At 72.3% G+C, this 23,945-nt stretch carries 19 protein-coding genes and 1 pseudogene; 9 read left to right on the plus strand and 11 right to left on the minus strand.

Annotated elements, in window-relative coordinates; translation table 11 throughout:
• Positions 1-95: 95 nt before the first annotated feature.
• Together AB0I23_RS38810 and AB0I23_RS38815 are read right to left on the minus strand one after the other, a co-directional pair.
• Entirely contained in the window at positions 96-1,571 is a 1,476-nt protein-coding gene (locus tag AB0I23_RS38810) for a PP2C family serine/threonine-protein phosphatase (protein ID WP_359117436.1), read from the minus strand.
• Between the two features lie 2 nt (positions 1,572-1,573).
• Entirely contained in the window at positions 1,574-4,021 is a 2,448-nt protein-coding gene (locus AB0I23_RS38815) for a tetratricopeptide repeat protein (protein ID WP_436847065.1), read from the minus strand.
• 16 nt (positions 4,022-4,037) lie between these two features.
• Here AB0I23_RS38815 and AB0I23_RS41885 point away from each other — a divergent pair, with 16 nt between their 5' ends.
• Positions 4,038-4,283, plus strand: a complete 246-nt coding sequence (locus AB0I23_RS41885; protein ID WP_436847063.1) for a hypothetical protein — start codon at positions 4,038-4,040, stop codon at positions 4,281-4,283.
• Between the two features lie 105 nt (positions 4,284-4,388).
• On the opposite strand, the gene AB0I23_RS38820 is transcribed toward AB0I23_RS41885, so the two are convergent.
• The 8 genes and pseudogenes from AB0I23_RS38820 to AB0I23_RS38855 form a co-directional block, all read right to left on the minus strand.
• Complete coding sequence (locus AB0I23_RS38820) at positions 4,389-5,714, minus strand: hypothetical protein (protein ID WP_359117441.1); 1,326 nt, start codon at positions 5,712-5,714, stop codon at positions 4,389-4,391.
• 49 nt (positions 5,715-5,763) lie between these two features.
• Positions 5,764-6,795 carry a glutamate ABC transporter substrate-binding protein gene (locus tag AB0I23_RS38825; RefSeq protein WP_359117444.1) on the minus strand — a complete coding sequence of 344 codons (1,032 nt, stop codon included), beginning with the start codon at positions 6,793-6,795 and terminating at the stop codon, positions 5,764-5,766.
• Between the two features lie 11 nt (positions 6,796-6,806).
• Positions 6,807-8,201: a hypothetical protein gene (locus AB0I23_RS38830; protein ID WP_359117447.1), complete on the minus strand. Its 1,395-nt coding sequence runs from the start codon at positions 8,199-8,201 to the stop codon at positions 6,807-6,809.
• A 316-nt stretch (positions 8,202-8,517) separates the two neighbouring features.
• On the minus strand, positions 8,518-9,501 hold the full coding sequence (locus AB0I23_RS38835) for an N-acetylglucosamine kinase (RefSeq protein WP_359117450.1): 984 nt from the start codon (positions 9,499-9,501) through the stop codon (positions 8,518-8,520).
• Positions 9,492-10,805: a 6-phospho-beta-glucosidase gene (locus AB0I23_RS38840; RefSeq protein ID WP_359117453.1), complete on the minus strand. Its 1,314-nt coding sequence runs from the start codon at positions 10,803-10,805 to the stop codon at positions 9,492-9,494. Before AB0I23_RS38840 ends, AB0I23_RS38835 begins: the two co-directional genes overlap by 10 nt.
• Positions 10,806-10,808: 3 nt before the next feature.
• Positions 10,809-10,937 (minus strand): annotated as a pseudogene (locus tag AB0I23_RS38845) (carbohydrate ABC transporter permease); the annotation flags it as partial.
• On the minus strand, positions 10,913-12,154 hold the full coding sequence (locus AB0I23_RS38850) for an ROK family transcriptional regulator (RefSeq protein WP_359117456.1): 1,242 nt from the start codon (positions 12,152-12,154) through the stop codon (positions 10,913-10,915). The pseudogene AB0I23_RS38845 and the gene AB0I23_RS38850, both read right to left, overlap by 25 nt.
• Before the next feature lie 287 nt (positions 12,155-12,441).
• Entirely contained in the window at positions 12,442-13,506 is a 1,065-nt protein-coding gene (locus AB0I23_RS38855) for a mechanosensitive ion channel family protein (protein WP_359117459.1), read from the minus strand.
• A gap of 361 nt (positions 13,507-13,867) precedes the next feature.
• On the opposite strand from AB0I23_RS38855, the gene AB0I23_RS38860 reads away from it, so the two are divergent.
• Complete coding sequence (locus tag AB0I23_RS38860) at positions 13,868-14,404, plus strand: HNH endonuclease (RefSeq protein ID WP_356322447.1); 537 nt, start codon at positions 13,868-13,870, stop codon at positions 14,402-14,404.
• Between the two features lie 34 nt (positions 14,405-14,438).
• Here the strand turns inward: AB0I23_RS38860 and AB0I23_RS38865 are convergent, their stop codons facing one another.
• The gene (locus AB0I23_RS38865; protein ID WP_359117462.1) at positions 14,439-17,438 is read right to left on the minus strand and encodes a beta-N-acetylglucosaminidase domain-containing protein; all 3,000 of its coding nucleotides are present in this window, start codon (positions 17,436-17,438) and stop codon (positions 14,439-14,441) included.
• Positions 17,439-17,747: 309 nt separating this feature from the next.
• On the opposite strand from AB0I23_RS38865, the gene AB0I23_RS38870 reads away from it, so the two are divergent.
• The 7 genes from AB0I23_RS38870 to AB0I23_RS38900 all read left to right on the plus strand — a co-directional run.
• The gene (locus AB0I23_RS38870; RefSeq protein ID WP_359117465.1) at positions 17,748-18,086 is read left to right on the plus strand and encodes a hypothetical protein; all 339 of its coding nucleotides are present in this window, start codon (positions 17,748-17,750) and stop codon (positions 18,084-18,086) included.
• Entirely contained in the window at positions 18,087-20,243 is a 2,157-nt protein-coding gene (malQ, locus tag AB0I23_RS38875; protein WP_359117467.1) for a 4-alpha-glucanotransferase, read from the plus strand. It abuts the gene before it with no gap.
• A 20-nt stretch (positions 20,244-20,263) separates the two neighbouring features.
• Positions 20,264-20,494, plus strand: coding sequence for a hypothetical protein (locus AB0I23_RS38880; protein WP_436847064.1), 231 nt, complete (start codon positions 20,264-20,266; stop codon positions 20,492-20,494).
• Between the two features lie 241 nt (positions 20,495-20,735).
• Positions 20,736-21,656, plus strand: a complete 921-nt coding sequence (locus tag AB0I23_RS38885) for a LysR substrate-binding domain-containing protein (protein ID WP_359117469.1) — start codon at positions 20,736-20,738, stop codon at positions 21,654-21,656.
• A gap of 65 nt (positions 21,657-21,721) precedes the next feature.
• Positions 21,722-22,867 carry an allantoicase gene (gene alc, locus AB0I23_RS38890; protein WP_359117472.1) on the plus strand — a complete coding sequence of 382 codons (1,146 nt, stop codon included), beginning with the start codon at positions 21,722-21,724 and terminating at the stop codon, positions 22,865-22,867.
• A 394-nt stretch (positions 22,868-23,261) separates the two neighbouring features.
• Complete coding sequence (locus tag AB0I23_RS38895; protein WP_359117474.1) at positions 23,262-23,693, plus strand: YcxB family protein; 432 nt, start codon at positions 23,262-23,264, stop codon at positions 23,691-23,693.
• 41 nt (positions 23,694-23,734) lie between these two features.
• The coding region (locus AB0I23_RS38900; RefSeq protein ID WP_359117476.1) for a hypothetical protein at positions 23,735-23,945 on the plus strand (211 nt) is incomplete at its 3' end.

A 23,945-nucleotide genomic window follows, 5' to 3' on the forward strand; every position in this document is an offset into this window, starting at 1 on the left:
CAATCACCAGGGCTCCGCCATGGCTCAATCCTCCGCCTTGCGATGCACGCACCCCAGCCCCGCTCCTTCACCCACCCCCCAATTGCCGGTCGGTCTTACGCCGATCCTGCCCCTGGTGACGGCACGGCGAACGGCAGCAGAGCCACTGTTACGTTGTCGTGGCCCCCACCGTCGAGCGCGTGACCCACCAGGACCTGGGCGCCGTGCAGCGGCCGTTCGTGCGCATCGGCGGGTACCGCGGCGGCCATCTCGGCCGCGGATTCCGCGTAGTTCCACAGCCCGTCCGTGCACACCACGACCAGACCCGGTCGGTCCGGTTTGAACGACGCGGTGTGCGGCTCCAGTTCGTACGCATCGGCGCCGAGCCAGCCCGTGATGGCGTGGGCGCGCTCGTCCGCGTACGCCTCCGCCTCGTTCATCAGTCCCGCCGCCACCATCTGCGCGGCCCATGAGTCGTCCTCGGTGAGGCGTGCGGGCGGGTGAGTGCGGTCGTCCGGGACCCAGTAGGCGCGGCTGTCGCCGACCCAGCCGACGACCAGGAGTCCACCGGCCATGATCGCGCCGACGAGGGTGCACGCCGGGGCGTTCGTGTGGTGGTGCGGATCGTGTTCCCTGGCCCGGCCGTCGTCGTGGGCCAGCGAGTTGACCGACTCGGCTGCCGCGACGATCGCGTCGTGCATCGCCTGCTGCGGGTGCGCACCGCGCGGCAGCGACTCCAGCAGCGCCTCGTTCGCCGCCGTCGCGGCGGCGGCCGAGGCCTCGTCGGGGCGGCTCGCCGAGGAGACGCCGTCGCAGACGATCGCCACGACGGCCGGGGAGCCGTCCGGCAGGGCGGTCGTCGACACCTCGAACGAGTCCTCGTTGCGGTGATGGCGCAGACCGCGATCGGTGACGGCTGCCACCGAACCGAGCTCCTGCTCCATGTGGTCGCGCTCGCGGGGCTGGGCGTGACCGCAGTTCTCGCAGTAGCCGTCGGTGTCGACATGACCGGCGCGGCAGGCCACGCACAGCTTGGTGCCCGCCGGTGGCGTGCGTTCCTGCTCCGGGGCGGCGCCGGTGGTACGGGGATCGGGGGCGACGGATGCCGCGGGCGCGGCCAGTTCGAAGTCGGCCGACTCGCCCGGTCGGTCGAAACGGACTCCGGCGGGCGGACCGGCCGGGGCGGGCGCTTCGGACCGGTCGGCGGCGGACGCGGCCGACCACTCCACCGAACCGGAGGCCGCCGCGGTGCGCCCGCCCGGACCGGCCACCGGCGCACCGGTCCCGTGCGCACCGGTCCCGTGCGCACCGGTCCCGTGCGCACCGGTCCCGTGCGCACCGGTCCCGTGCGCACCGGTCCCGTGCGCACCGGTCACGGGGGCACCGGTCACGGGGGCACCGGCCACGGGGGCACCGGCCACCGGCGCACCGGTCACCGGCACGGTGATCGCGATCGTCGGGCGGTCCTCCGGCGCTGCGGGGACGACCGACAGGTCGTACCCGCACGCGCCGCAGAACAGGTCGCCCGATTCCAGCGGCTCCTCGCAGTTGGGACACCTCGACAAGGCGGTCTCCTGGTGCATCTGCGACATCTTCACACCCACGTCCGGGGGCGGAAACGGTTGGCCCGCTCCACCAGTTCGATCCTCTCGTCGCCGCGCTGTGCAAGCCGGGCGAGCATCCGGTACGAACGCTCCAGGCCGAGACGCAGGCCGCGTTCGTCCAACTCACTGCCGAGCAGCATTCTCGGCCCGGCAGGCCCCTGCGACGGCGGAGCCGGCGGCTGTGCCGTCGGACTCCCGGAGAGTACCCAGTCCAGCGCCGTTCCCAGGACCTCCGTCGACAACTGCTCGCGGCGCACCGCGTCCAGCCCGAAACTCTGCAGCCCGGCCACCTGGTCGGCGGCCGCCGTCAGGTCGGCGATCAGCGGCTCGTGCGGGGCGCGCTCGCGCAGCCGGGCCCGCACGGCGGCGACCCGGGCCGCCGTGTAGTGGATCGACGCCTCGGGCACGGATTCCAGCGTCCGTACGGCCCCGGCCCGGTCCCCGGCGGCGATCTGCACCCGGGCCAGGCCGAACGCGGCGCTGACGAAGCTCGGATCGGTCGTCCACACCAGGCGGTAGTACTCGGCGGCGTTGTCCAGCTGGCCGAGGACCTCGGCGCAGATGCCCAGCGCCAGCTTGGGTGCGGGCTCGCCGGGGAACGCGTCGTAGACCGCGTCGAACGACAGCGCCGCAGCCTCGTTGTCCCCGGTCACCAGTGAGGTGATCCCGCGATACCAGACGACCCGCCAGTCGTCCGCGTGCAGCGACTCAAGACCCGTCAGCGTCTGGACGGCGGCCCCGGGGTCGTTCAGCTCCAGGCGGGCGCGCAGCTCGCGCAACCGGGTCTCCAGCGAGGCGGCGGGTACCGCCTGCAGTGCGGCGATCAGTTCGACGGGTGCGGACGTCATCACGCCGGCGAGGAATCCCGCATTGGGGTCGCTCGCGTCGACCCGGGGGACGGGCAGCGCGAGCGAGGTGGCCCGTGCGTCGAACCCGGCCAGCCGGGGGCCGGCGGAGACGTACGGGCCCGGGAGCGCGCCCGGGTCGGCGGGCGCGAGCCGCGGCGCCGGAACGGGCGCCCGGGTCTGCGCGTACGAGAGAGCGGCGGCCGTACCGTTACCGCCCCGGACGTGCGTGGGAGGCGCCGACAGCAGCGCAGCCCCCGGAGCCCGCTGCCCCGGCACACCACCCTGCACCGTGTGCCCCTCCGGCCCCGGCGGGGCCGCAGCCCCGGCGGCCGGAGCCGCTGCGACGGGGACCCCGGATCCACCCGCCCCCTTCCCCCTCCGCCGCCCGGCCGGCTCCGCCCGCACCCCGAGCCGCGACACATCGCCCGTCAGTTCGGCGAACAACTGCGTGTCCGTGACCCGTAGTTCCGTACCGAACAGCGTCGACAGGGCCGGCCGCGGACGCCCCGTCTGCAACGCCACGACCTCCCGCAACACCCCCGTGAGCTGCTCCGCCATCTCCGAGGCCGAGGCGAACCGCCGCGCCGGGTCCGGGTCCGTGGCCCGGACCAGGAGCCGGTAGAACGACTCGTACGTCCGGAACACCTCGATGTTGTCCGGGTCGGGCAGTGAGTCCACGAAGACGTTCGTGTACCCCTGGAAGTCGAAGGTGAGCACGGCGAGCGTCCGCGCCACCGTGTACAGATCGGAGGCGACCGACGGTCCGACCTCCGCGACCTCCGGCGCCTGATACCCCACGGTGCCGTAGATGGCCGAGTCCTCGTCGTCCATCCGGCGCACGGCGCCCATGTCGATCAGCTTCAGCTGGTCCTCGGTCTGGATCGCGTTGTCGACCTTGAAGTCGCAGTACAGCAGATTGCGGCTGTGCAGATGTCCGAGCGCCTCCAGCGCCTCGATGCCGTACGCGCACGCCTGCTCGACGGGCAGCGGATCCCGCTTCCCGGCCGGGGTGCGGCGCTCGTTCGCGATCTCCTTGAGCGCCTTGCCGCCGACGTACTCCATCACGATGTAGCCGTCGAGCGAACCGGTCCGCTGGTCGAGGTGCTCGACGAAGTTGTAGATCCGGACGATGTTGGAGTGCTCGATCTCGGCGAGGAAGCGGCGCTCCGAGATCGCGGCCGCCATGGCGTCCTGGTCGCCGGTGTCCAGCAGACCCTTGAGGACCACCCAGCGGTCCGAGACCGCACGATCCACCGCGAGATAGACCCAGCCGAGCCCGCCGTGCGCCAGACAGCCCGCCACCTCGTACTGGCCGTGCACGATATCGCCGCCCTGGAGCTTCGGCACGAAGGAGTACGGGTGGCCGCACTTGGTGCAGAACCCCTCGGTACGACCCAGCCGTTCGCCACGCGAACGTCCCACCGGGGCCCCGCAGTCGGAGCGCGAACAGAAACGCTTCCGCTCCGGCACCTCCGGGTTCTCCATCACCGCCGAACGCGGGTCGGGCCGCGGCACGTCCGGCACCTGCACCAGGCCCGCGCCCAGCCGGTTGCGCCCGGAAGCGCCCGACGACGCACCGGAGGAACGCACCGACACCGAGCGGGCCGTGGAGGTCCCCGACAGGGGCCGGGAGAGCCGTCCCGAGACCGAACGACGCGAAGTCGACGAGCGGGACGAGGAACGTGAGGACGCCGCGGACGATGCCCGTGAACTGCTCCGCGCCGAACTGCTGTTGCCCCCCCTGCCGACCGCGATACCGGTGGGCGGCGAGCTCAGCATGCCCTTCGGCGAGACGACCGGGGCCAGACCGCAGGTGTCGCAGTACAGCTCACCGCCGCCCATGTCCTCGTAATTGCCCTCGCATGCGGGGCGCTGGCACTGCGTACTCATGGTCGGTCCCCCTGTTCGCCCCGCCGCAGCAGCGGCCCGTTCACCTTGCACGCACGCGTACGCGTACTCATCGCCGGTCCTCCGGTGCGGACGACCGGCCGGCATCCAGCAGTTCCGCCACCGCCTCCTGATAGCGAAGCACCGCCTGCCCGGCGACCCGCAGATCGCACGGGGCGCTCCACAGCATCCGGCGCGCCGCGTCGTACCGCTCGATCAGCACCGGGTCCTCCGCCAGACCGTGCCGGGCGACCTTTGCCTTGTACGCGTCCAGCCGGCCACGCAGCTCCGCCCGGACCGCCAGCGGCGCGGTGACCGCCGACAGCGACTCGCGGGCCCGCAGCAGTTCGTCCTCCGCTTCCCGCTCCAGCGAGTCCAGCAGTGGTGAGAGCCGGTGCCACTGGGCGTGTCTGCGGTACTCCGACGCGGCGGCCAGCCGCTCCTGCAGGGCGGTCGGCGGACCGCTGACCGCGGGCACCTCGGACGCGGCGATCTTCGCCAGCACCTCGCCGCGCGCCGACCGGGCCTCGGCCAGCGTGCGGTCCGCGCGGGAGAGCACGTCGCGCAGGCGGACCAGCCGCTGCTCGGCGTCCTGGCGGACCGCGAGCACCGCCTCGATCTCCCGCCGCACGTCGTCGAGGGCGCGGGCCGCCCGGTCGTAGCGCGCCGTGTCCGGACGTCCGCCGCCGGGCGCCGCGCTGCCGGGGCCCGGCAGCCAGAACGCCAGCGGATCGGAGATCACCTGGACCCGCAGCGTGGTCAGCTCATGAGTGATCGACTCCAGGTCGTCGCCCGCCGGGTGCTCCCCCGGGCGTACGCCGACGGAGTGCGCCAGCGAACGCGTCCGGCGCAGCTCGGCGGCGAGCAGATCTATCCGGGCGGGCAGCGCGGACCATACGGAGTCGGAGGCGACGACCATGTCCAGCGAGCGCGCGTACAGCTCGTTCATCCGGGCGACCAGCTCCTCCAGCGTGAACCGCTCGGAGAGCCTGGCCGGACCGGTGATCGACGGATCGGGCCGGGTGGCGGTGGACGCCACCGCGACGCCCTGGCCGCGCAGAAGTTCGGTCAGCGCCAGCAGGTCCTCACGGTTGGGATATCGACGCCTGGCCCGTATCTCACGTGCCGCGCCGATCGCCCCGGCATAGGCGTCGAAATATCCCCACAGCAGTGTGATCGACTGCTCGGTGGCGGCCCAGCGCTCCTTGGTGACACCGGTCAGATCGGCGCCCTCCAGGAGCCGACGGCCCGCATGGTCCTGCAGGGCGAGGAGCGAGGTCTCGATCGCCTCGTGCTCCGCGCCGAGCCGGGCCAGCGCACGGTCCGCCTCGTCCCGGTCCATGACCGGGCCGGGGGGCCTCCCCGCATAGCCGGGGAAAGGGCCCGCGACGCCCATCGATCACCTCTTCGCTCTCCCCGCCGGGCGGACCCGGCGGGATCAAGGACTAATTGCTCCGGTACTTGGGCGCAGGCGGCGCTGTTATGCCGGGCAGTCCGGTCGCCAGCCACTTCCGGTACGACACCATCCAGGGGCTGTCCGCACCGCCGCTGCGGTAGTCGACCAGCACCTGGTTGACCCGGGCCACCAGGTCGTTCGCGCCGTGCTTCGTGGCCACGCCGTAGTACTCGGTGGTGAACGGCTTGTCGCCCTTGAGGACGACGGCCGGGTCCTGGGCGGCCTGGCCCGCCGCCAGCGCGTTGTCCGTGACCACCGCGTCGACCTCGCCCAGTTGCAGCCGGACCAGGCAGTCCAGCTGGTTGGGGACGGTGAGCCGGTCCTCGTCCGCCTCCGTGCCGTCGTGCTCGTCCTTGAAGACCGCGCCGAAGGACTGCTTCTCCAGTGCCTCGTACGCCGTGGAGCCCTCCGCGGTGCAGACCCGCTTGCCGGCCAGGGACTTGTCGTATCCCGTGATCGGCGAGTCCTTCGGAGCGAGGACCTGCTGCCCGGCCTGGAAGTAAGCGGTGGAGAAGGAAACCTGTTCGAGCCGACTGCAGTTGATCGTCATCGTTCGCACGACGACGTCGACCTTGTCGTTCTCCAGGGCGGCGATGCGCTGGTTGGTGGGGATCGCCCGGAAGATCACCTTGTCGGGGTCGCCCAGGACGTCCTGCGCGATGGCCCGCACCAGATCGATGTCGAAACCTTCGAGTCTGCCCGTCTCCGCATTGCGGTAGCCCCAGCGGAAGCTGTTCTGGTCGACCCCGGCGATCAGCTTCCCGCGTGCCTTGATCTTCGCGATGCTCGGTCCGTCGGCACTCGACGGCTGCAGGCTCGCCTCCGGGTCCTTGCAGTCATTGGCCCGGGCGGGCACCGCCGTCGCCGTACCCGGCCCGGAGACATTGATGCCGAAGGAGTCGCCGCCGCCGTGCGAGAGCGGCAGCAGGGTGAGCGAGGCCGTCACCGCGCAGGCCACGGCCATCCCCGTCACCCCGCCCCAGCCGCGCAGTCCGGCCCGGGCGGAACCTGTCCTGGTCATCGTTCCCCCTCTCACCGGTACTCCGACAGCCTGCGGTTGACCCCGATGATCGCGGCGACACCGGCCAGCGCGGCGAGAGCCGCCGCCCCGATCGGAAGTCCCCCGAGCGCCCCGCGCCCGTCCTTCGCGGCCCGGGTGAACTCGCCCTGCTCATGAGCGAGTGCCCGCTCCAGTGCGTCGTCCACCCGGTTGAAGGACTCCCCGGTGGACTCCTTCGCCCCGATGATCTGTTTCAGTGCGCCCTCGTAGTCGCCATTGTCGTCGGTCTTGCGGGCGGTCCGGTGGCGAGTCTGCCACTCGGAGACACCGCTGATGGCGTGCGCCACCGGCCCGCTCCCCTGGGAGTCGTCGGCGAGCTTCCTGGCCGTCCCCAGCTCTTCGCCGAGAGCCTTCATGCCCGTGGTGTAGTCGGTCTCGTACTTGTCGTTCTTGCCGTCGGGAGTGAGCACCGCGCCGCGGGCGACCACGGTCAGGAGCTCATTGGCGCGTGCCTTCAGCGAGTTGATCCGCGCCTGATTGAGCACATCGAGTGACTGCTGCCCGTGCACATTGGCGTCCTGCAGCTCGGCGCGTGCGACCGTGTGTCCCACGGCCAGCCACAGCACCAGCACGGTGGACGCGGCGGTCGCGGCGAGCAGCCCGTGGTTGAAGACCCGGTTCGTCCTTCGGTAGTTGCGCCGCTGCGCCCAGAACAGCCCGCCCAGCGCGACGGCACCGAGACCCAGCGAGAAGAGCGGCCAGGTTCGTGCGGAGTCGTAGTCCTGGTCGAGCCGTCCGGTCTCCGCCGTGTAGAGCCGCTCGGCGGCGGGGAGGAGCTCCTTGGACATCTTCTGGTTCGCGTACCGGAGGTAGGCGCCGCCCAGTGGCAGCCCCAGTCGGTTGTTGGCGTGGGCCCGCTGGATCAGTCCGGTGTACCGGGGGAGTTCCTCGTTGAGCGTGGCGATCTCCTGGCCGGACAGCGACGCGGCGTCCGTGGTGGACGCCGCCTTCGCCAGCAGCCGGGACGCGTCCTCGATGTCCTTCTCGTACCGCTCGCGGACATCGCGCGGTTCCTGCGCCCCCGCCAGGAATCCGCTGGCCGCCGCGGTGTCGGCATCGGCCAGGGAGCGGTAGATGTTCGCCGCCTCGGCGCTCAGCGGCTGGCTGCGGCTCACCACGTCGTCGGCGGCGGTCGCCCGGTCGGAGACCTCGATCGCCGTCACGGCGCCGAACGCCACGACGAGCGCCGCCAGTACGGCCCCGATGATCTGGAGTCTGCCCGGTTCGGTCGTCGCCGCGGCACGCAACCGCTCCGTCGACTCGGACCAGGCGCCGCGCCGCGGCGCGGGCACGGAAGCGGGCACGGGCACAGGCGGCTGGGCCGGCACGTGGTCCGGCGCTGTGCGCACATTCGGCGGGTGTGTCACGTGACCTCCCCCTCGGTCGCTGACGGTGGCCATCCCCCGGCCGATCGGAGGACTGGTACCCGGCCAGAAGTATGGCCGCAGGGACCGACATCCACACCAGGAACGCCTGGATCGTGCATCGGTCCACGGATGCACCACGCATTCGATCAAGACAGGCGCCGCCGATCAAGACGAATCGGCGGAGCGATCCCCGAAGCGGACTGATCTCCCCACCCATGAACACGTTCGGGACAACTGATCGGTTCCCGCACGCAAGGGGCGTCCTGCGGCGTGATCGCCGCAGGACGCCCCCTTGCGGCGACTGTCTGCCGAGGTGTCAGCTGTACTGCGCGCGCAGCCTGCTGTGCACCTCAGGCGCCGCCCCCGTGTGGTCCAGCCCCAGCAGCCCGGCGCCCAGCACCGGCGGCTCCTGCACCACCCGGACCACCGCCTCCGGGGCGCGTGCCGCGAGGAGTTCGGCGATCCGGTCGTCCAGCTGCGGGTGGCGCGCCGCCAGCACGCTGCCTCCCAGGACCACCGGTGTCTCCTCGTCCAGCAGCCCGAGGCGGGTCAGCGCGACCGACGCCATCGCGACGACCTCCTCCGCCAGCCGGTGCACGAGACCGCGTGCCACCGGGTCCCCGGCCGCACCGGTCGCGAACAGTACCGGCGTCAGCTCGTGCCGCCGTTCGAACTCGATGTGCCCCAGATGCAGCGCCTCGATCAGCGCGTACATCGAGTCGAGCCCGAAGTGCGCGGGCAGGGTGTGCGCCAGTTCGGTCGGTTCGCCGCGCCCGTCCTCGGCCCGCGAGGCGCACCACATGGCCTCCTCGGCGAGCCCCGAACCGCCGCCCCAGTCACCGGAGATCCGGCCGATGGCGGGGAAGCGCGCGGTCCGCCCGTCCGGCACCATGCCGACACAGTTGATCCCCGCACCGCAGACGACGGCCACGCCCCGGGGCTCGTCGACCCCGGCGCGCAGTATCGCGAACGTGTCGTTGCGGACCTCCACCGTGCGGCCCCAGTCACGGGCCCGCAGCGCCGCGGCGAGCGCCTGCTCCTCGACCGGGAGATCGGCATTGGCCAGACACGCCGACACATGCGCGACGGAGTCCACCGGCTCGCCATGGGCCCGTGCTTTCGCCAGCGCCTCGCCGATCGCCGAGGCCAGGACGTCCACGGCCACGTCGATGCCGACGGTCGGCGGCTGGAAGCCGCCTCCGCGCACCGAGCTCAGCAGCGTTCCGTCCGGTCCGATCAGGGCCACATCGGTCTTGCTGTTCCCCGCGTCGATGGCGAGGACCGCAGCGTTCACGCCCACGCGAGGTGCTCCCGGTTGTGCGCGATCAGCTTGTCGGTGAGCGCCTCGGCGTACTCGAACTGGCCGATCAGGGGGTGGGCGAGCAATGCCTTGAACACTGCCTCTCTCCCGCCCGCCCGCCCGGTGTCTCTCCCACCCGCCCGCCCGGTGGCCCGGCCGCCGCGCAGGGCCGCTTCCAGGGCGAGGTCCTCGTATGCCGTCACGTTGGCGATCAGCCCCGCGAACAGCGGGTCCAGCTCCGGAACGGCGAGCGGCGTCGCACCCGTGCCGTCGACCCGGGCCTGCACCTCGATCACCGCGTCGTCCGGCAGGAACGGGAGTGTCCCGTTGTTGTACGTGTTGACCACCTGCACCGCCGAGCCGCCCGAACCCAGCAGCGAGGACGCCAGGTCCACGGCTGCCTCCGAGTAGAACGCGCCGCCGCGCTTGGCGAGCAGCGCGGGCTTCTCGTCCAGCGCCGGGTCGCCGTACATGGCGAGGAGTTCCTTCTCCATCGCGGCGACCTCCGCCGCCCGGGACGGCTTGGTGCCGAGCTCCCGTACGACCTCGTCATGGGCGTAGAAGTACCGCAGGTAGTACGAGGGGACGACGCCGAGCCGGTCGACGATCGCACGGGGCATGCGCAGATCGCCGGCGATCGCGTCGCCGTGCTCGGCGAGCAGCTTCGGCAGGACGTTCTCGCCGTCCGGGCCGCCGAGCCGCACCCCGAGCTCCCACGTCAGGTGGTTGAGCCCGACGTGGTCGAGATGCACCTCACCGGGGGTGACGTCGAGCAGCCTGGCGAACTTCCGCTGGAAGCCGATCGCCACGTTGCACAGACCGACGGCCTTGTGACCGGCCCGGAGCAGCGCCCGCGTCACGATCCCGACCGGATTGGTGAAGTCGATGATCCACGCGTCGGGGTTGGTGCGCCGGACCCGCTCGGCGATGTCGAGGACGACCGGGACGGTGCGCAGCGCCTTGGCGAGGCCGCCGGCCCCGGTGGTCTCCTGGCCGATGCAGCCGCACTCCAGCGGCCATGTCTCGTCCTGGTTGCGGGCGGCCTGGCCGCCCACGCGCAGCTGCAGCAGGACCGCGCCGGCGCCGGCGACGCCCGCGTCGATGTCCGAGGTGGTGACGATCCGCCCCGGGTGGCCCTGCTTGGCGAAGATCCGCCGGGCGAGACCGCCGACGAGGTCGAGACGGTCGGCCGCCGGGTCGACGAGCACGAGCTCCTCGATGGGCAGCGTGTCCCGCAGCCGGGCGAAGCCGTCGATCAGTTCAGGGGTGTAGGTGGACCCGCCACCAACTACTGCGAGTTTCATAGGTCAGCCCTTTGCTCCGGTCAGTGTGACGCCCTCGACAAATGCCTTTTGAGCGAAGAAGAACACGAGGATCACGAGGGCCATGACCAGTACGGTCGCGGCCATGGTCAGGTTCCAGTCGGTGTGGTGTGCGACGTGTCGAAGACTTCGTCGCGGGTGATGGCGAGTGCGCTCTCCAGCGCCCCGCGCAGTACGGGCCTGTGCGTGACGTCACCGGTGATCAGCCGGGGCCGGGAGGCCGCCAGTTCGGCGAGCTCCCCTTGCACCCGGGCGCGCAGCGGTTCCCCGCCGGAGGCGAGCAACTCGCCGCAGAGCACCACGAGTTCGGGGTCGAGTACGGCGACCATGGAGGCCAGGCCGGTCGCGAGGCCGGTGGCGAACAGATCGAGGAGCCGGGCATACGGGCCGTCCTCGCCCTGCTCCGCGGCCGCGGCGGCCCGGGCGATCAGGCCGGCCGCGACCTCGTGATGGGTACCGGTGGCGCGGGTCAGCTCGTCGTCGATGCCGAGCTCCCGGGCCAGCCGGGGCAGCACCTGGGCGCCCGCCAGCTCCTGGAAACCGCCCGAATTCGCCTGGGTGACCTGACGGACCAGCGGGACGCCGGGCACCGGCAGAAAGCCGACCTCACCGGCGCCGCCGGTGAAGCCGCGGTGCAGCCGTCCGCCGATGACGACGGCGGCGCCGAGCCCCTCCTCGTTCCACAGCAGGACGAAGTCGTCGTGCCCGCGGGCCGCGCCGAGCCGTTGTTCGGCCACCGCGACGAGGTTCACGTCGTTCTCGTACTCGACCGGCATCGGGAGGAAGGCGGCCAGCTCGTCGAGCAGGGTGGGGGAGTGCCAGCCGGGCAGGTGGGCGGCGTACCGCAGCCGCCCGGTACCGGGGTCGAAGGCACCCGGCGTGCCGATGACGACACGGTGCACATCTGCGCGGGTCAGCCCGGCGTCCTTGACCGCACCGTCGAGCGCGTCCGCCACCTGCCGCACCACACTGTCGGCGCGCCGTCGCGGGGTGCGCACCTCGAACTCCCCGACGGTCTCCCCGGTCACATCGGCGACGGCGGCGACGATCCGGTGGGCGTTCACGTCCAGCCCCGCGACATGCGCGGCACGGGCGTTCACCGCGTACAGCTGGGCATTGGGCCCCGGCCGCCCGGCCACGGTCCCGGTGGCGACGACCAGCCCGGCCGCCTCCAGCCGGGCCAGAAGCTGCGACGCGGTGGGCTTGGAGAGCCCGGTCAGCTTCCCGATCTTCGTACGCGAGAGGGGTCCGTGCTCCAGCAGCAGATCGAGGGCGGCCCGGTCGTTCATGGCCCGCAGAACGCGGGGGGTGCCCGGTGTGGTTCCGACCATGAGCGCTGCACCTGCCCTCTGTTAGGAAAGTTTCCTATTTGGTGAGAGGACCGTAGGGCGCACGTCACCAACCCGTCAATGGCAGCGCCGGTGGCAACCAAAGCGTTATCCGGGGAGCCGTACAAGGCGCTTCCAGGCCGAAGCGCACCCGCTTTCGCGGGGTTCGGCAGGAGCCGGCACCCGTCTCGGCGTCAACCGCTGCACCCCTGCTGCTCCACCCCGTTTTCACGCCGAAGGGCGTCCCGCACGGCCCCTGAGGGCCGGGCGGGACGCCCATGGTTCCGCGGCTACTTGGCCAGGTTCTGCGGCGGGATGGGCGTCGCGGCCAGCGACTGTGGCGAGGTCGTCGACGCGTACGCGGACGGGGCGGCCATCCCGGCGGTCGGGTCCGCCGCCGACGGCTCGTCCGGCTGGGCCGGCACGCCGCCGACCATGCGGATGCCCGCCTCGTCGAAGGCCTGCTTGATCCGCCAGCGCAGCTCGCGCTCCACGCTCAGCGACTTGCCCGGCATCGTCTTCGCCGTCACCCGGACCGTCATCGAGTCCAGGAGCACGGAGTCCAGCCCGAGGATCTCCACCGGGCCCCACAGGCGCTCGTTCCACGGGTCCTCCTTGGCCATCAGCCCGGCGACCTCGGTGATCACCGTGCGTACCCGGCCGAGGTCCTCCGTGGGGCGGACCTGCACATCCACCCCGGCGGTCGACCAGCCCTGGCTGAGGTTGCCGATCCGCTTCACCTCGCCGTTGCGGACGTACCAGATCTCACCGTTGTCACCGCGCAGCTTGGTGACCCGCAGACCGACCTCGATGACTTCACCGGAGGCGACGCCCGCGTCGATGGTGTCCCCGACGCCGTACTGGTCCTCAAGGATCATGAAGACACCGGAAAGGAAGTCGGTGACGAGGTTGCGCGCACCGAAACCGAGCGCCACACCGGCGACACCGGCGGAGGCGAGCAGTGGCGCCAGATCGATCTGGAAGGCGCCCAGGATCATCAGGGCGGCCGTGCCGAGGATCAGGAACGAAGCGACCGAGCGGAGTACGGACCCGATGGCCTCGGAGCGCTGACGGCGGCGTTCCGCATTGACCAGCAGGCCGCCGAGGGCGGTGCCCTCGACGGCCTGGGCGCTGCGGTTCATCCGCTCGATGAGCTTGGTCAGAGCACGGCGGATCGCGATGCGCAACATGACCGCGATGACCGCGATGAGGAGGATCCGCAGACCGGTGTTCAGCCAGGTGGACCAGTTCTCCTCCACCCAGCCAGCGGCGTCGCCGGCCTGCTTGGCGGCTTCGTCCAGCGAGCCGCCGGGCTCGGGTGACGGGGCTGCGGCCAACAGGGCGGACAGGGACACGGCGGAACCTCCAGATGGACGTGGGCTGATCAACCACACTAACGGGGCATCGGGAGTGCTCCGTTGCGGTGACGGAGGGGAGAGACACGTCTCACCCGGGAATATGGAAGGGATATCCGTTTCCGGGAACGGGTTCGAGGGCAGGTGTGGCCGATCGCACATCGATTCCGCGACGGTTCCGGCAGCGGCCTCCTGAGCACCTGTTCCGGCGCTTCCGGGCCGTGCGGGCGGCCTGGACCCGGGAAAATCCTTCCGGCCCGTTACCCGCACGTGGTGGCGGATTGACCAGGCATGAGGAGAGACTGAGATCGGATCGTCCCGGCGCGAGCCACGCGCCGCCGGCGTACAAGGAGGCATCCACGTGCCGCATGTCCTGGTTCTCAACGCGTCGTACGAGCCGCTCGGCGTCGTACCGCTCCGCCGCGCGCTCGTCCTCGTCCTGGAGAACAAGGCCATCTGCCTTGAGGAGTCAGGCGCCCTCATGCACAGCGCCACCCGCGCCGTTCCAGCCCCGAGCGTCGTCCGCCTGAAGCGGTTCGTACGGGTTCCCTACCGGGGGCCCGTTCCACTGACCCGCCGGGCGCTCTTCGCCAGGGACGGCGGGCGCTGCATGTACTGCGGTGCCGCCGCGACCAGCGTCGACCATGTCATTCCCCGCAGCCGAGGCGGACAGCACGCCTGGGACAACGTGGTGGCGGCCTGCCGCCGCTGCAACCACGTCAAGGCCGACCGGCATCTGCCGGAGCTCGGCTGGCGGCTGCACCAGCAGCCCGCCCCGCCGACGGGACTCGCCTGGCGGATCATCGGGACGGGGCACCGGGACCCGCGCTGGCTGCCGTACTTGCAACCCTTCGGCGCGGACGACGCAATGGCCCGGATCGACGGCATCTCAGCCTGAGAACCCCGGGCCTTCGTCGTCCCCGGGGCAGCCCTCAGGGGCTGTCCTCGACGGCGTACGCCTCCACCGACCAGAGCGAGTAGCCGAACTCGGTGCCCCGGGCATCGCCCTGCACCCGGAGGAAGCGGGTGTCCTTCGCGTCCATCCGGACCGACTCGCGCCCGCCCTTGCCGTCCCGGACGGTCGCCGCCGTGCGCCAGTTGCGGCCGTCCGCGGAGACCTGTATGCGGTAGCGGGAGGCGTACGCGTCCTGCCATCGCAGCACCACCTGCCCGATCCTGGCGGGCTCCGCCAGTTCCGCCTGCCACCAGGCGCCGTCCTCGGCCGGGGACGACCAGCGGGTGGCCGGATCGCCGTCCGACGCGGCGGCCGCCGGGAAGTCCGGGGTCTCGTCGCCGGACGAGGAGGCGGTGGCCGTACGCGCCAGATCGGGCCCGGCGGTCCGCGGGTAGGCCCGCACGGTGAGGGTGCTCTCCTCGCCGCCGAAGCTGATCGGCACCTCGTACTCACCGGCCGGGGTGCCCGCCGGGACGGTGATCTCCACGGGGACGTCGGTACGTGACCCGCGCGGCACCGTCGTCTGCTTCGGGATGGTCACCTCGATGCCCCGGGGCGCCTTCGCGGTGAGCGCGCCACGGACCTCGGCGGGGCGGCGGGCGGCGATCCGCGCCGCGACCCGCTGCGGCCGGCCACCGATCTCGGCGTCCGTCTCGCCGCGTACGAGATCGAGCCCGGCCGCGGGCTCGTCACCGAACCACGGCACGAGGGCGCGTACCCGCGGGGCTTCGGGGACCGTTCCGGAGACCACCGGTGGTGGTGTGCCCGCGCTCACGCCGGGTGCGGTCACGGCGGCACCCGTCGCCCAGCTGATCCGGATCGCGTCGGCCCGCAGGCCCTCGGTCGCCGTCTGGGTCCATCCGGACCTCGACAGCCGGCCGAGGCGGCGCCAGCCCTCGCCCGGTACATGGGCCTCAAGTCGCGCGTCCGCCGCGGCTCCGCTGCCGGGTACGGTCATCGCGGTCACGGCCTCCACCGGGCGGGCCCGGTTCAGCCGGACCGTATAACTGCCCGGGGCCGTGGTCACCGTGCCGGCGGAGCGGTCCGCGCCGGTCCAGGTGTCGGCGTCCTCGCGCACCCGGTCCAGGAACGGGCCGAGCACCCCCTTGCCGACCGTGGCCCCGCTCGCCCTGACCGCTTCGCGCAGCGGCTCCAGGGCCAGCGACGCCTTCCACGCGGCCGCGCCGTCGCCGCGTGCCTGGGCCTGCAGCAGATCGACGGCGAGCTCGCCCGCCCGGCCGTACCGGGCCAACTGCTCCGTCCAGGGACGCACTTCGTCGTCCAGCCGCCCGTCCGCCGGGCCCTTCAGCCGCTGCGGGGTCTCCCGCATCACGGTGAAGGCCGCCCGCAGCTCGCGCGCCGCGTCGGCCTGCGCCGTGGCGTTCGCCGTCGTACGGGACTTCCAGAACGCGGCGAACAACGGCTGCAGATACGCCGACTCGTCGCCACCCAGCACGGACGTCGCGCTGTTCCCGGCCAGCGCCCGCAGCGCGTCCCGGGTGCGGACGTCGTCGCCCGCCAGATCGTCCATGGCGGCCTGCCAGGACTCCTGCGCCCGGTAGCCCTTCGGGTTCCAGGCGAAGTCGGCGGCGGTGAACAGCGGGATGCGGGACGCGGACGGCTGCTTCATCGCGTTGGCGAGCAGCGCTGCCGAGCCGATCGCGACCGCCGGGTCCCGGCCTGTGTACGGGCCCAGGAAAATGCGGTCCTGCGCGTAGTCATTGACCGGGTAGTTGTCCATCGTGACGAGCGGATGCCGGAACGTGGCGCGGGCACCCGCCAGTTCCCCGCCGGTGATGGTCCTCGGCACGACCCCGACGCCGGTCCAGGCGATCTGCACCCGGTCGTCCAGCTCCTTCGCGAGAGCCGCGCGGTAGTCGGTGACCCCGTCCTGGTAGAACTCCGTCGGCATCACCGACAGCGGCTCCGCATCCGGGTACCGGTCCGCGAGATGCTGCGCCACCTTGCCCGCGACCCGCGCCTGCGCCCTGGCCGCTGCCTCGGGTCCGCTGCCGAAGGTGTCCGCGTCGTCGTCGCAGTGCCATTCGCTGTAGCTGACGTCCTGGAACTGCAGCTGGAAGACGCGCACGCCGAGCGCCCACATGGCGTCGATCTTCCGCGTCAGCGCCTTCACGTCGCCGTCCGAGGACATGCACATGGCCTGGCCGGGGGAGACCGCCCAGCCGAGCGTCACATGCCGGCTGCGGGCCCGTTCGGCCAGTGCCCGGAAGTCCGCGCGCCGTTCGGCAGGGTACGGATCGCGCCAGCGGGCCTGCCGGTACGGGTCGTCGCCCGCCGCGTAGAGGTACCGGTTCTGCTTCGTGCGCCCCATGAAGTCGATCTGCGCGAGCCGCTCCTCGCGCGTCCACGGCTGCCCGTAGAACCCCTCGGTCATGCCGCGTACGGCGGTGCCCGGCCAGTCCCGCACGGTGACCCCGGCGACTCTCCCGTTCCGGATCAGCTGACGCAGCGTCTGTACGGCGTGGAAGAGGCCGTCGTCGCCGAGACCGTCCAGGGCGACGGTGGGGCGGTCCGCGACCGTACCGACCGCGATCCGGTAGCCGCCGGACGGCAGATCGGCGCGCTCCGGGGCGCGCAGTGCCCGCAGGGCGTCCTGGGCGTCGTCGCCGCCGAGCCGGATGACCGGCCCACGGCCCGGCAGCGCCTCGTGGACGGTCCGTACGCCCGCGTCGCGCAGCACCTGCCGGGCCGCGTCGACGGTGTACGGATCGGTGTGCGCTCCGGCCAGGAGGGTGACCTCGGTGGAGAGCGGAACGGCGGCTCCGGACGCCTTGATGGTCTGCGGGCGGGGCCACACGGTGGGCAGCGCGCCGTCGTCCGTACGGTCGGATGTCGAAACGGCGGGAGAGCCGGGGGCCGAGGGCGCGGCGAACGCGGCCGGGGAGCCGGTGGAAAGCAGTCCGCCGAGCACGGCGGCGGCGACGGCCGCCGCCTGCTTTCTGCGCCTGAGCTGCATGCCGTACTCCCTCGCTCCCGCCGATGGGCTCCGAGCCCACCACCCGGGCGCGAGGGTGTCAATGCGTCTGGCCGTTATGTCGGATATGCCCGATGCGGCGGATGGGGTGTGGTGGAGTCGACGATCGGCGGACCGCAGCAGAGATGACGCCGAATGGCCGAAAACGGCGGACGGTTTACGGGCAACCGGCCCCGGAGGAACGGAATGTGACCCAGGGCACGTTGAAGTCGTTGTTGTCGTGCCTATGTCTGCGGCCGCGCCCGCTGGGTAGGCCTGCTGTGTCCACTTGTCCACGGCCAGGAGGCCGCCATGCCCGCTGCCGCGCAGCTTCTGCTCTCCGCCCTGTCCGAACAGGTACCGGGTCCCGGCCCGCTCACCGGCGAATCCGCGTCCGCCGACGCCATACCTCTCACGAGCGAGCCGCCGCTCGCCGACGCCATCCCGCTGACGAGCGAGCCGCCGCTCGCCGACGCCATCCCGCTGACGAGCGAGCCGCCGCTCGCCGACGCCATCCCGCTGACGAGCGAGCCGCCGCTCGCCGCCGCCACCCCGCTGACGAGCGAGCCGCCGCTCGCCGCCGCCACCCCGCTGACCAGCGAGCCGACCGCCCCCGGCACCGCGGGGGGCACGGAGTCCCCAGGAGTCTGAATGGGCCTGTCCCGGCTCGCCGCACTGCACGGTGTCGCCACCTCCTACTCCCCGTCCGCGGATGTCACGGTGACCGTCCCCGACGACACGGTGATCACCGTGCTCGCCGCGCTGGGCGTGGACGCCGCCACACCGGAAGCGGTACGGGAATCACTCGCCGCCGCCGAGTCCGCGGCCGCCTCCCGGCTGCTCCCGCCGACGCTCGTGGTGTGGACCGGGGAGCCCCTGCCGCCCGCGCTGACCGCACTGCGCCCCGGCACGACACTGGACATCGAGCCGGAGGACGCGGCCGGATCGCCCCGGCCGCCGCGGATGAAGGTGTCGGGCGGACAGCCGGATCCGGCCGTTTCCGCGGTGAGCGGCGCCACCCCGGCCTGGTGGGCCGAACCCCCGCTCGGCGTCCACCGGTTGACCGTGCGCACCCAGCGCGGCCGGTCCGCGACCGCCACGCTGATCGTCGCCCCCGCCCGGGTGCCCCAACCGCCCCGCCGCACCCACGGCTTCCTCGTGCAGCTCTACTCCCTGCTCTCCGGCCGCTCCTGGGGCATGGGTGACCTCGGCGACCTCGCCGATCTCGCCGCCTGGTCGGGCAGGACCCTCGGCGCCGGGTTCGTCCAGATCAATCCGTTGCACGCCGCCGTACCGGGCAGACCCACCGACCCGTCCCCGTACCGTCCCTCCTCGCGCCGCTTCCCCGACCCCGTCCATCTGCACATCGAGTCGATCCCGGAGTACGGGCACGTGCGGGACCGGGCCGTCCTCGACGACCTGCGACAGAGTGCCGAAGCCCTCGGCGAAGCGGTCCTGAACAAGGGCGCCCGGATCGACCGGGACGCCGTCTGGGAACTCAAGCGCCAGGCTCTCGAACTCGTACGGGAGGTCCCGCTGACCCCCGGCCGGCGCGCCGCCTACTGCGACTTCCTCGCCGACCAGGGACAGGCCCTGGAGGACCACGCCCTGTGGTGCGCCCTCGCCGAGGCGCACGGCTCCGACTGGCACGCCTGGCCGCCCGCGCTGCGCGATCCCCGCTCCCCGCAGACCGCCCGCGCCCGCGCCGAGCTCCTCGACCGGGTCGACTTCCACTGCCGGCTCGCCTGGCTGACCGACACCCAGCTCGGCGCGGCCCAGAGCGCCGCGCGGGACGCCGGGATGGCCGTCGGTATCGTCCACGACCTCGCCGTGGGCGTGCATCCTGGCGGCGCCGACGCCTGGGCCCAGCAGGACGCCTTCGCGCACGGCATGTCGGTCGGCGCACCACCGGACGCGTTCAACGCGCGCGGCCAGGACTGGGGGCTGCCCCCATGGCGCCCCGACGTCCTCGCCGCGTCGGGCTACGCCCCGTACCGCGGACTGCTGCGCGGTCTTCTCGCCCACGCGGGCGCGCTCCGCATCGATCACGTCATGGGCCTGTTCCGGCTCTGGTGGGTCCCTGAGGGGAAACCGCCGACCGAGGGCACGTACGTCAGTCAGGACGCCGAGGCGATGCTCGCCGTCCTCGCCCTGGAGGCGCACCTGGCCGGCGCGGTCGTCATAGGGGAGGACCTCGGCACGGTCGAACCCGGCGTACGCGAGGCACTCGCCCGGCGCGGAGTGCTCGGCACGTCCGTGCTCTGGTTCGAGCGCGACTGGGCGGGTACCGGCCGCCCCCTGCTCCCGCAGGACTGGCGTGAGGGATGCCTGGCGACCGCCACCACCCACGACCTGCCGTCCACCGCCGCCCGGCTGACCGGCGACCATGTGACCCTCCGCCACCGCCTCGGCCTGCTCACCCGCACCCTGGAGCAGGAACAGACCGAGGACGCCACCGACACCGCCGAGTGGCTTGCTCTGCTCGCCCGGCTCGGACTGTTCCCGGAGGGCGGGGGCGACGAGGAGGGCGCGGTCCGGGCCGTCCACCGCTTCCTGCTGCGCACCCCCGCCCGCATGGCCGGCATCTGGCTCCCGGACACGGTCGGGGACCGCCGCCCGCAGAACCTGCCGGGCACCTGGGACCAGTACCCCAACTGGCGGCTGCCCATCGCCGACGCGGAGGGCCACCCGGTCACCCTGGAGGAGCTCGCCGCGTCCCCTCGCCTGCACCGCCTGATGGAGGTCCTCGACCCCGAGAACAGTCGCCCACATCCCCGTACGGCACCCCCGGGCGCGCGCCGCTCCTAGGTGTTCGCTACGTTTGCACCGTGGACAAGAAGAACGCAATGCGCGCCGGCGCCGTGGCGGCCGGTACGACGCTGATGATGCTGCTCATGTCGTCCCCCGCGCTTGCGCTGATCCGTGACGACGGTGACGACCCGGGCCCCGGCCTGAGCGCGATCGACACGATCGGCCTCTACGTCGTGGCCCCCATCGCTCTGTTCGTGATCATCGCGGGCCTGGTCATGCTCCTGGACAAGTCCAAGAAGCAGGCCTGACCCTCCGGTTGCGCAGCGGCAGAACTGCGTGGCCCCATGAGTGCTGCCCCAGGGCGCCTCGACGTGCGTAAGGCACGGCGAGGCGCTCTGTTGTGCGTTCCGGCAGAGCGCATCTCCTCATCATTGAGTTCTGCTGCACAAGACCGGGGCCGGTGGAGCTTCTCTGTCCGGCGCTGATCATCGGCGGAGTGGCGCTGGGGGCCGGACGGGCCGGGTCCGCAGCGGCGGATAATGTGCGGACATGACCGAGTGGGACATCAAGAAGCTCCGGATTCTGCGCACGCTGAGCGAGCGCGGGACCGTCACGGCGACGGCCGAGACGCTGCTGATGACCCCCTCCGCGGTGTCCCAGCAGCTCTCCAACCTCGCCAAACAGCTCGGCGTACCCCTGCTGGAAGCACAGGGCCGACGCGTCCGCCTCACCGACGCCGCACACCTCGTGCTCCGCCACGCCGAAGCGGTCTTCGCCCAACTGGAGCGCGCGGACGCCGAGTTGACCGGCTACCTGCGGGGCGAGGCGGGGGAGGTACGGGTCGGCGCCTTCTCGACGGCGGTGCCCGCCCTCGTCGTACCGGCGGTCCGGCTCCTGCGCGCCGACGACCGGCCGGGACCGTCCGTACGGGTACGGGAGGCGGAGGCCGCGGAGGCGTACGACCTCCTGTCGGCCGGCGACGTCGATCTCGCGCTCTCCCTCGCCGCGCACGCACCGACCGCCCACGACCCCCGCTTCACCCTCCTCCCCCTGCTCACCGACCCGCTCGACATCGCCCTCCCTGTCGGACACCGGCTCGCGGACGCCCCAGGCCTCCGGTTGGCCGACCTCGCCGCCGAACCGTGGATCTTCGGCGGCTCGGGCCCCTGGTCGGAGATCACCACGGCCGCGTGCGAGGCGGCCGGGTTCGTGCCGGAGCGGGCGCACAGCGCCTCCGGGTGGACCGCGATCCTCGCCATGGTCGAGGCGGGCATGGGCGTCGCGCTGATCCCGCGGATGGCATCGGCGGAACGCCGCAAGGGTGTGGTGCTGCGTGTTCTGGAGGCGGACCTGCCCAGGCGCCATGTGGTGGCGGCGGTACGGCAGGGGGCGGAGGGGGGCCCGGCGGTGGCCCGGGTCCTGGCCGCGCTCGAACAGGTCAGCACGGCCCGGGCGAAAACATTCAGCTGACCTGAAGGAATTGTGCGAAAATTTTCGATGGACCTGATGGTTCATTCCGCGCGACAGTGACGCACATGACCTTCGACGCGAGCGAGACCACGGCCACGGACAACGACCCCCACGCCAACGACGCGGCCCCGTACGGCGGAGGAGACCCCTACGCCGACTACCGCACCGGCGACTTTCCCTTCAGCGACCTGGTGGACCTTGCCGACCGCCGCCTCGGCGCGGGAGTGATCGCCGCGAACGACGAGTTCTTCGCCGAGCGCGAGAACCTGCTGATCCGTGAGCGCGCCGTGTTCGACCCCGAGCGCTTCGGGCACAAGGGCAAGATCATGGACGGCTGGGAGACCCGCCGCCGCCGCGGCACCGGCGCCGCGCACCCCTTCCCGTCGCCCGAGGACCACGACTGGGCCCTCGTCCGCCTCGGCGCCCCCGGCATCATCCGCGGCATCGTCGTCGACACCGCCCACTTCCGCGGCAACTACCCGCAGCGCGTCTCGATCCAGGCGACGTCGGTCGAGGGCTCACCCAGCCCCTCCGAACTCCTCGCCGACGACGTGAAATGGGAGGAGATCGTCCCGCCGACCCCCGTACGCGGCCACGCCGCCAACGGCTTCGAGATCACCGGCGGCCGCCGATACACCCACATCCGCCTCTGCCAGCACCCCGACGGGGGCATCGCCCGCCTCCGTGTCCACGGCGAGGTACTCCCCGACCCCACGTGGCTGGCGACCCTCGGCACGATCGACCTGATCGCGGTGCTCAACGGCGGTGCGTACGAGGACGCCTCGGACCGCTTCTACTCCTCACCGACCCAGATCATCCTGCCCGGCACCTCCCGCAAGATGGACGACGGCTGGGAGAACCGCCGCCGCCGGGTCCGCGACACGAACGACTGGGTGCGCTTCCGCCTGGTCGCCCAGGGCGCGGTCCGCGCGGTCGAGATCGACACGGCCTGTCTCAAGGGCAACGCGGCCGGCTGGATCGCCCTCCAGGGCCGCAACGGCGAGACGGGCGAATGGTTCGGCATCATCCCCCGCACCAAGCTCCAGCCCGACGCCCTCCACCGCTTCCCCCTTCGCGCTCAGGCCGTGGTCACACACGTCCGCCTCGACGCCTTCCCGGACGGCGGCGTGGCCCGCATGCGCCTGCACGGCACACTCACGGAGACGGGCGTGGCCGAACTCGCCGCCCGCTACGAGGAGTCGGGCGCGTAACCGCTCACAGGGGCCGCGCCCCCGGACCCCGGTCCGGGGCCGCCGGGCGGGTTTCACGCCTCCCGTCCGTACCTGACGAGCCGACACCCCACCACTCCCGCCCGGCGAACGGCTGCGCAACGGCGCCCGTCCGCCGGGCGGTTTTCATCCAGGGCACGCAATTCTGCGGGGCAGCCTGCTGAGGTTGAACTCGCGGTGTCGTAAGGGCTGACGGTCCTCGACTGGGCCAGGGGTGGCCTGCCCGCTACGATCACGGCTCGTCACCGAGCAGCATCGGGAGGGGTCGTGACAGAGAGGCGGAGCACAGCGGCAGGTGCCGTCGTCGAGCTGAGATACGAGCTGGGGCAGCCGGACTGGTCCGACGCGTTCCACGCACGCGGGCGGGTACGGGGGGATGAAGGGCCGGTTGCAAGGACTGCTCTCGCCGGTTCTCTTCGCAGTGGCGGTGTGGCTGCTCGCCGACAGCGTCCTGGCCGCGGGAATCGCCTTCCTCTGCAGCCTGTTCGGCCTCGTCGTCAGGACGGGCGTCCTGGCAACGAGGCATGCCAGGATGGGCACCCCGCTCGGGCCCTGGAACGTGACCGTCGCCGACTCCGATGACGCTGTGCGCTTCGCGGGCACGCACATGGAGACGCGCCGGGGCTGGCGGAGCCTCGGCGGGTACGTGGAGACCGCCGCCGGATTCGTCCTGCTGACGCCCGCGCCGTACCTGCTCGTCGTGCACTATCTGCCGAAGCGCGCCATGGGCAGGGACGACACCGACCGGCTGCGCGGCATACTCGACCGCCACCTGCCCCGCCGCGGCGGCCGTCCGCCCGAGCACTGAGGTTCGATAGGATCCGCGGGTCGTCGTACCGGGGAGGGATCATGGCCGAGGGCCGCAGCGCCGAAGACACCGACAACGGCGCGGAAACCTCCGCCGACGTCGTGGACGAACAGACTGCGGTCCAGCTGGTGTACCTGCCCCAGAAGGCCGACACACTGGTCGGCCTGCGGGTCCGCGAGCGGATCAAGCGGACCGGGCTGCTGCTGAAGGGCGTGTTCCTCGCGCTGTGGGTAGGGCAGTGGCTGCTCTCCG

This window comes from Streptomyces atratus (genome assembly GCF_040655115.1).
GTDB lineage: Bacteria > Actinomycetota > Actinomycetes > Streptomycetales > Streptomycetaceae > Streptomyces > Streptomyces atratus_D.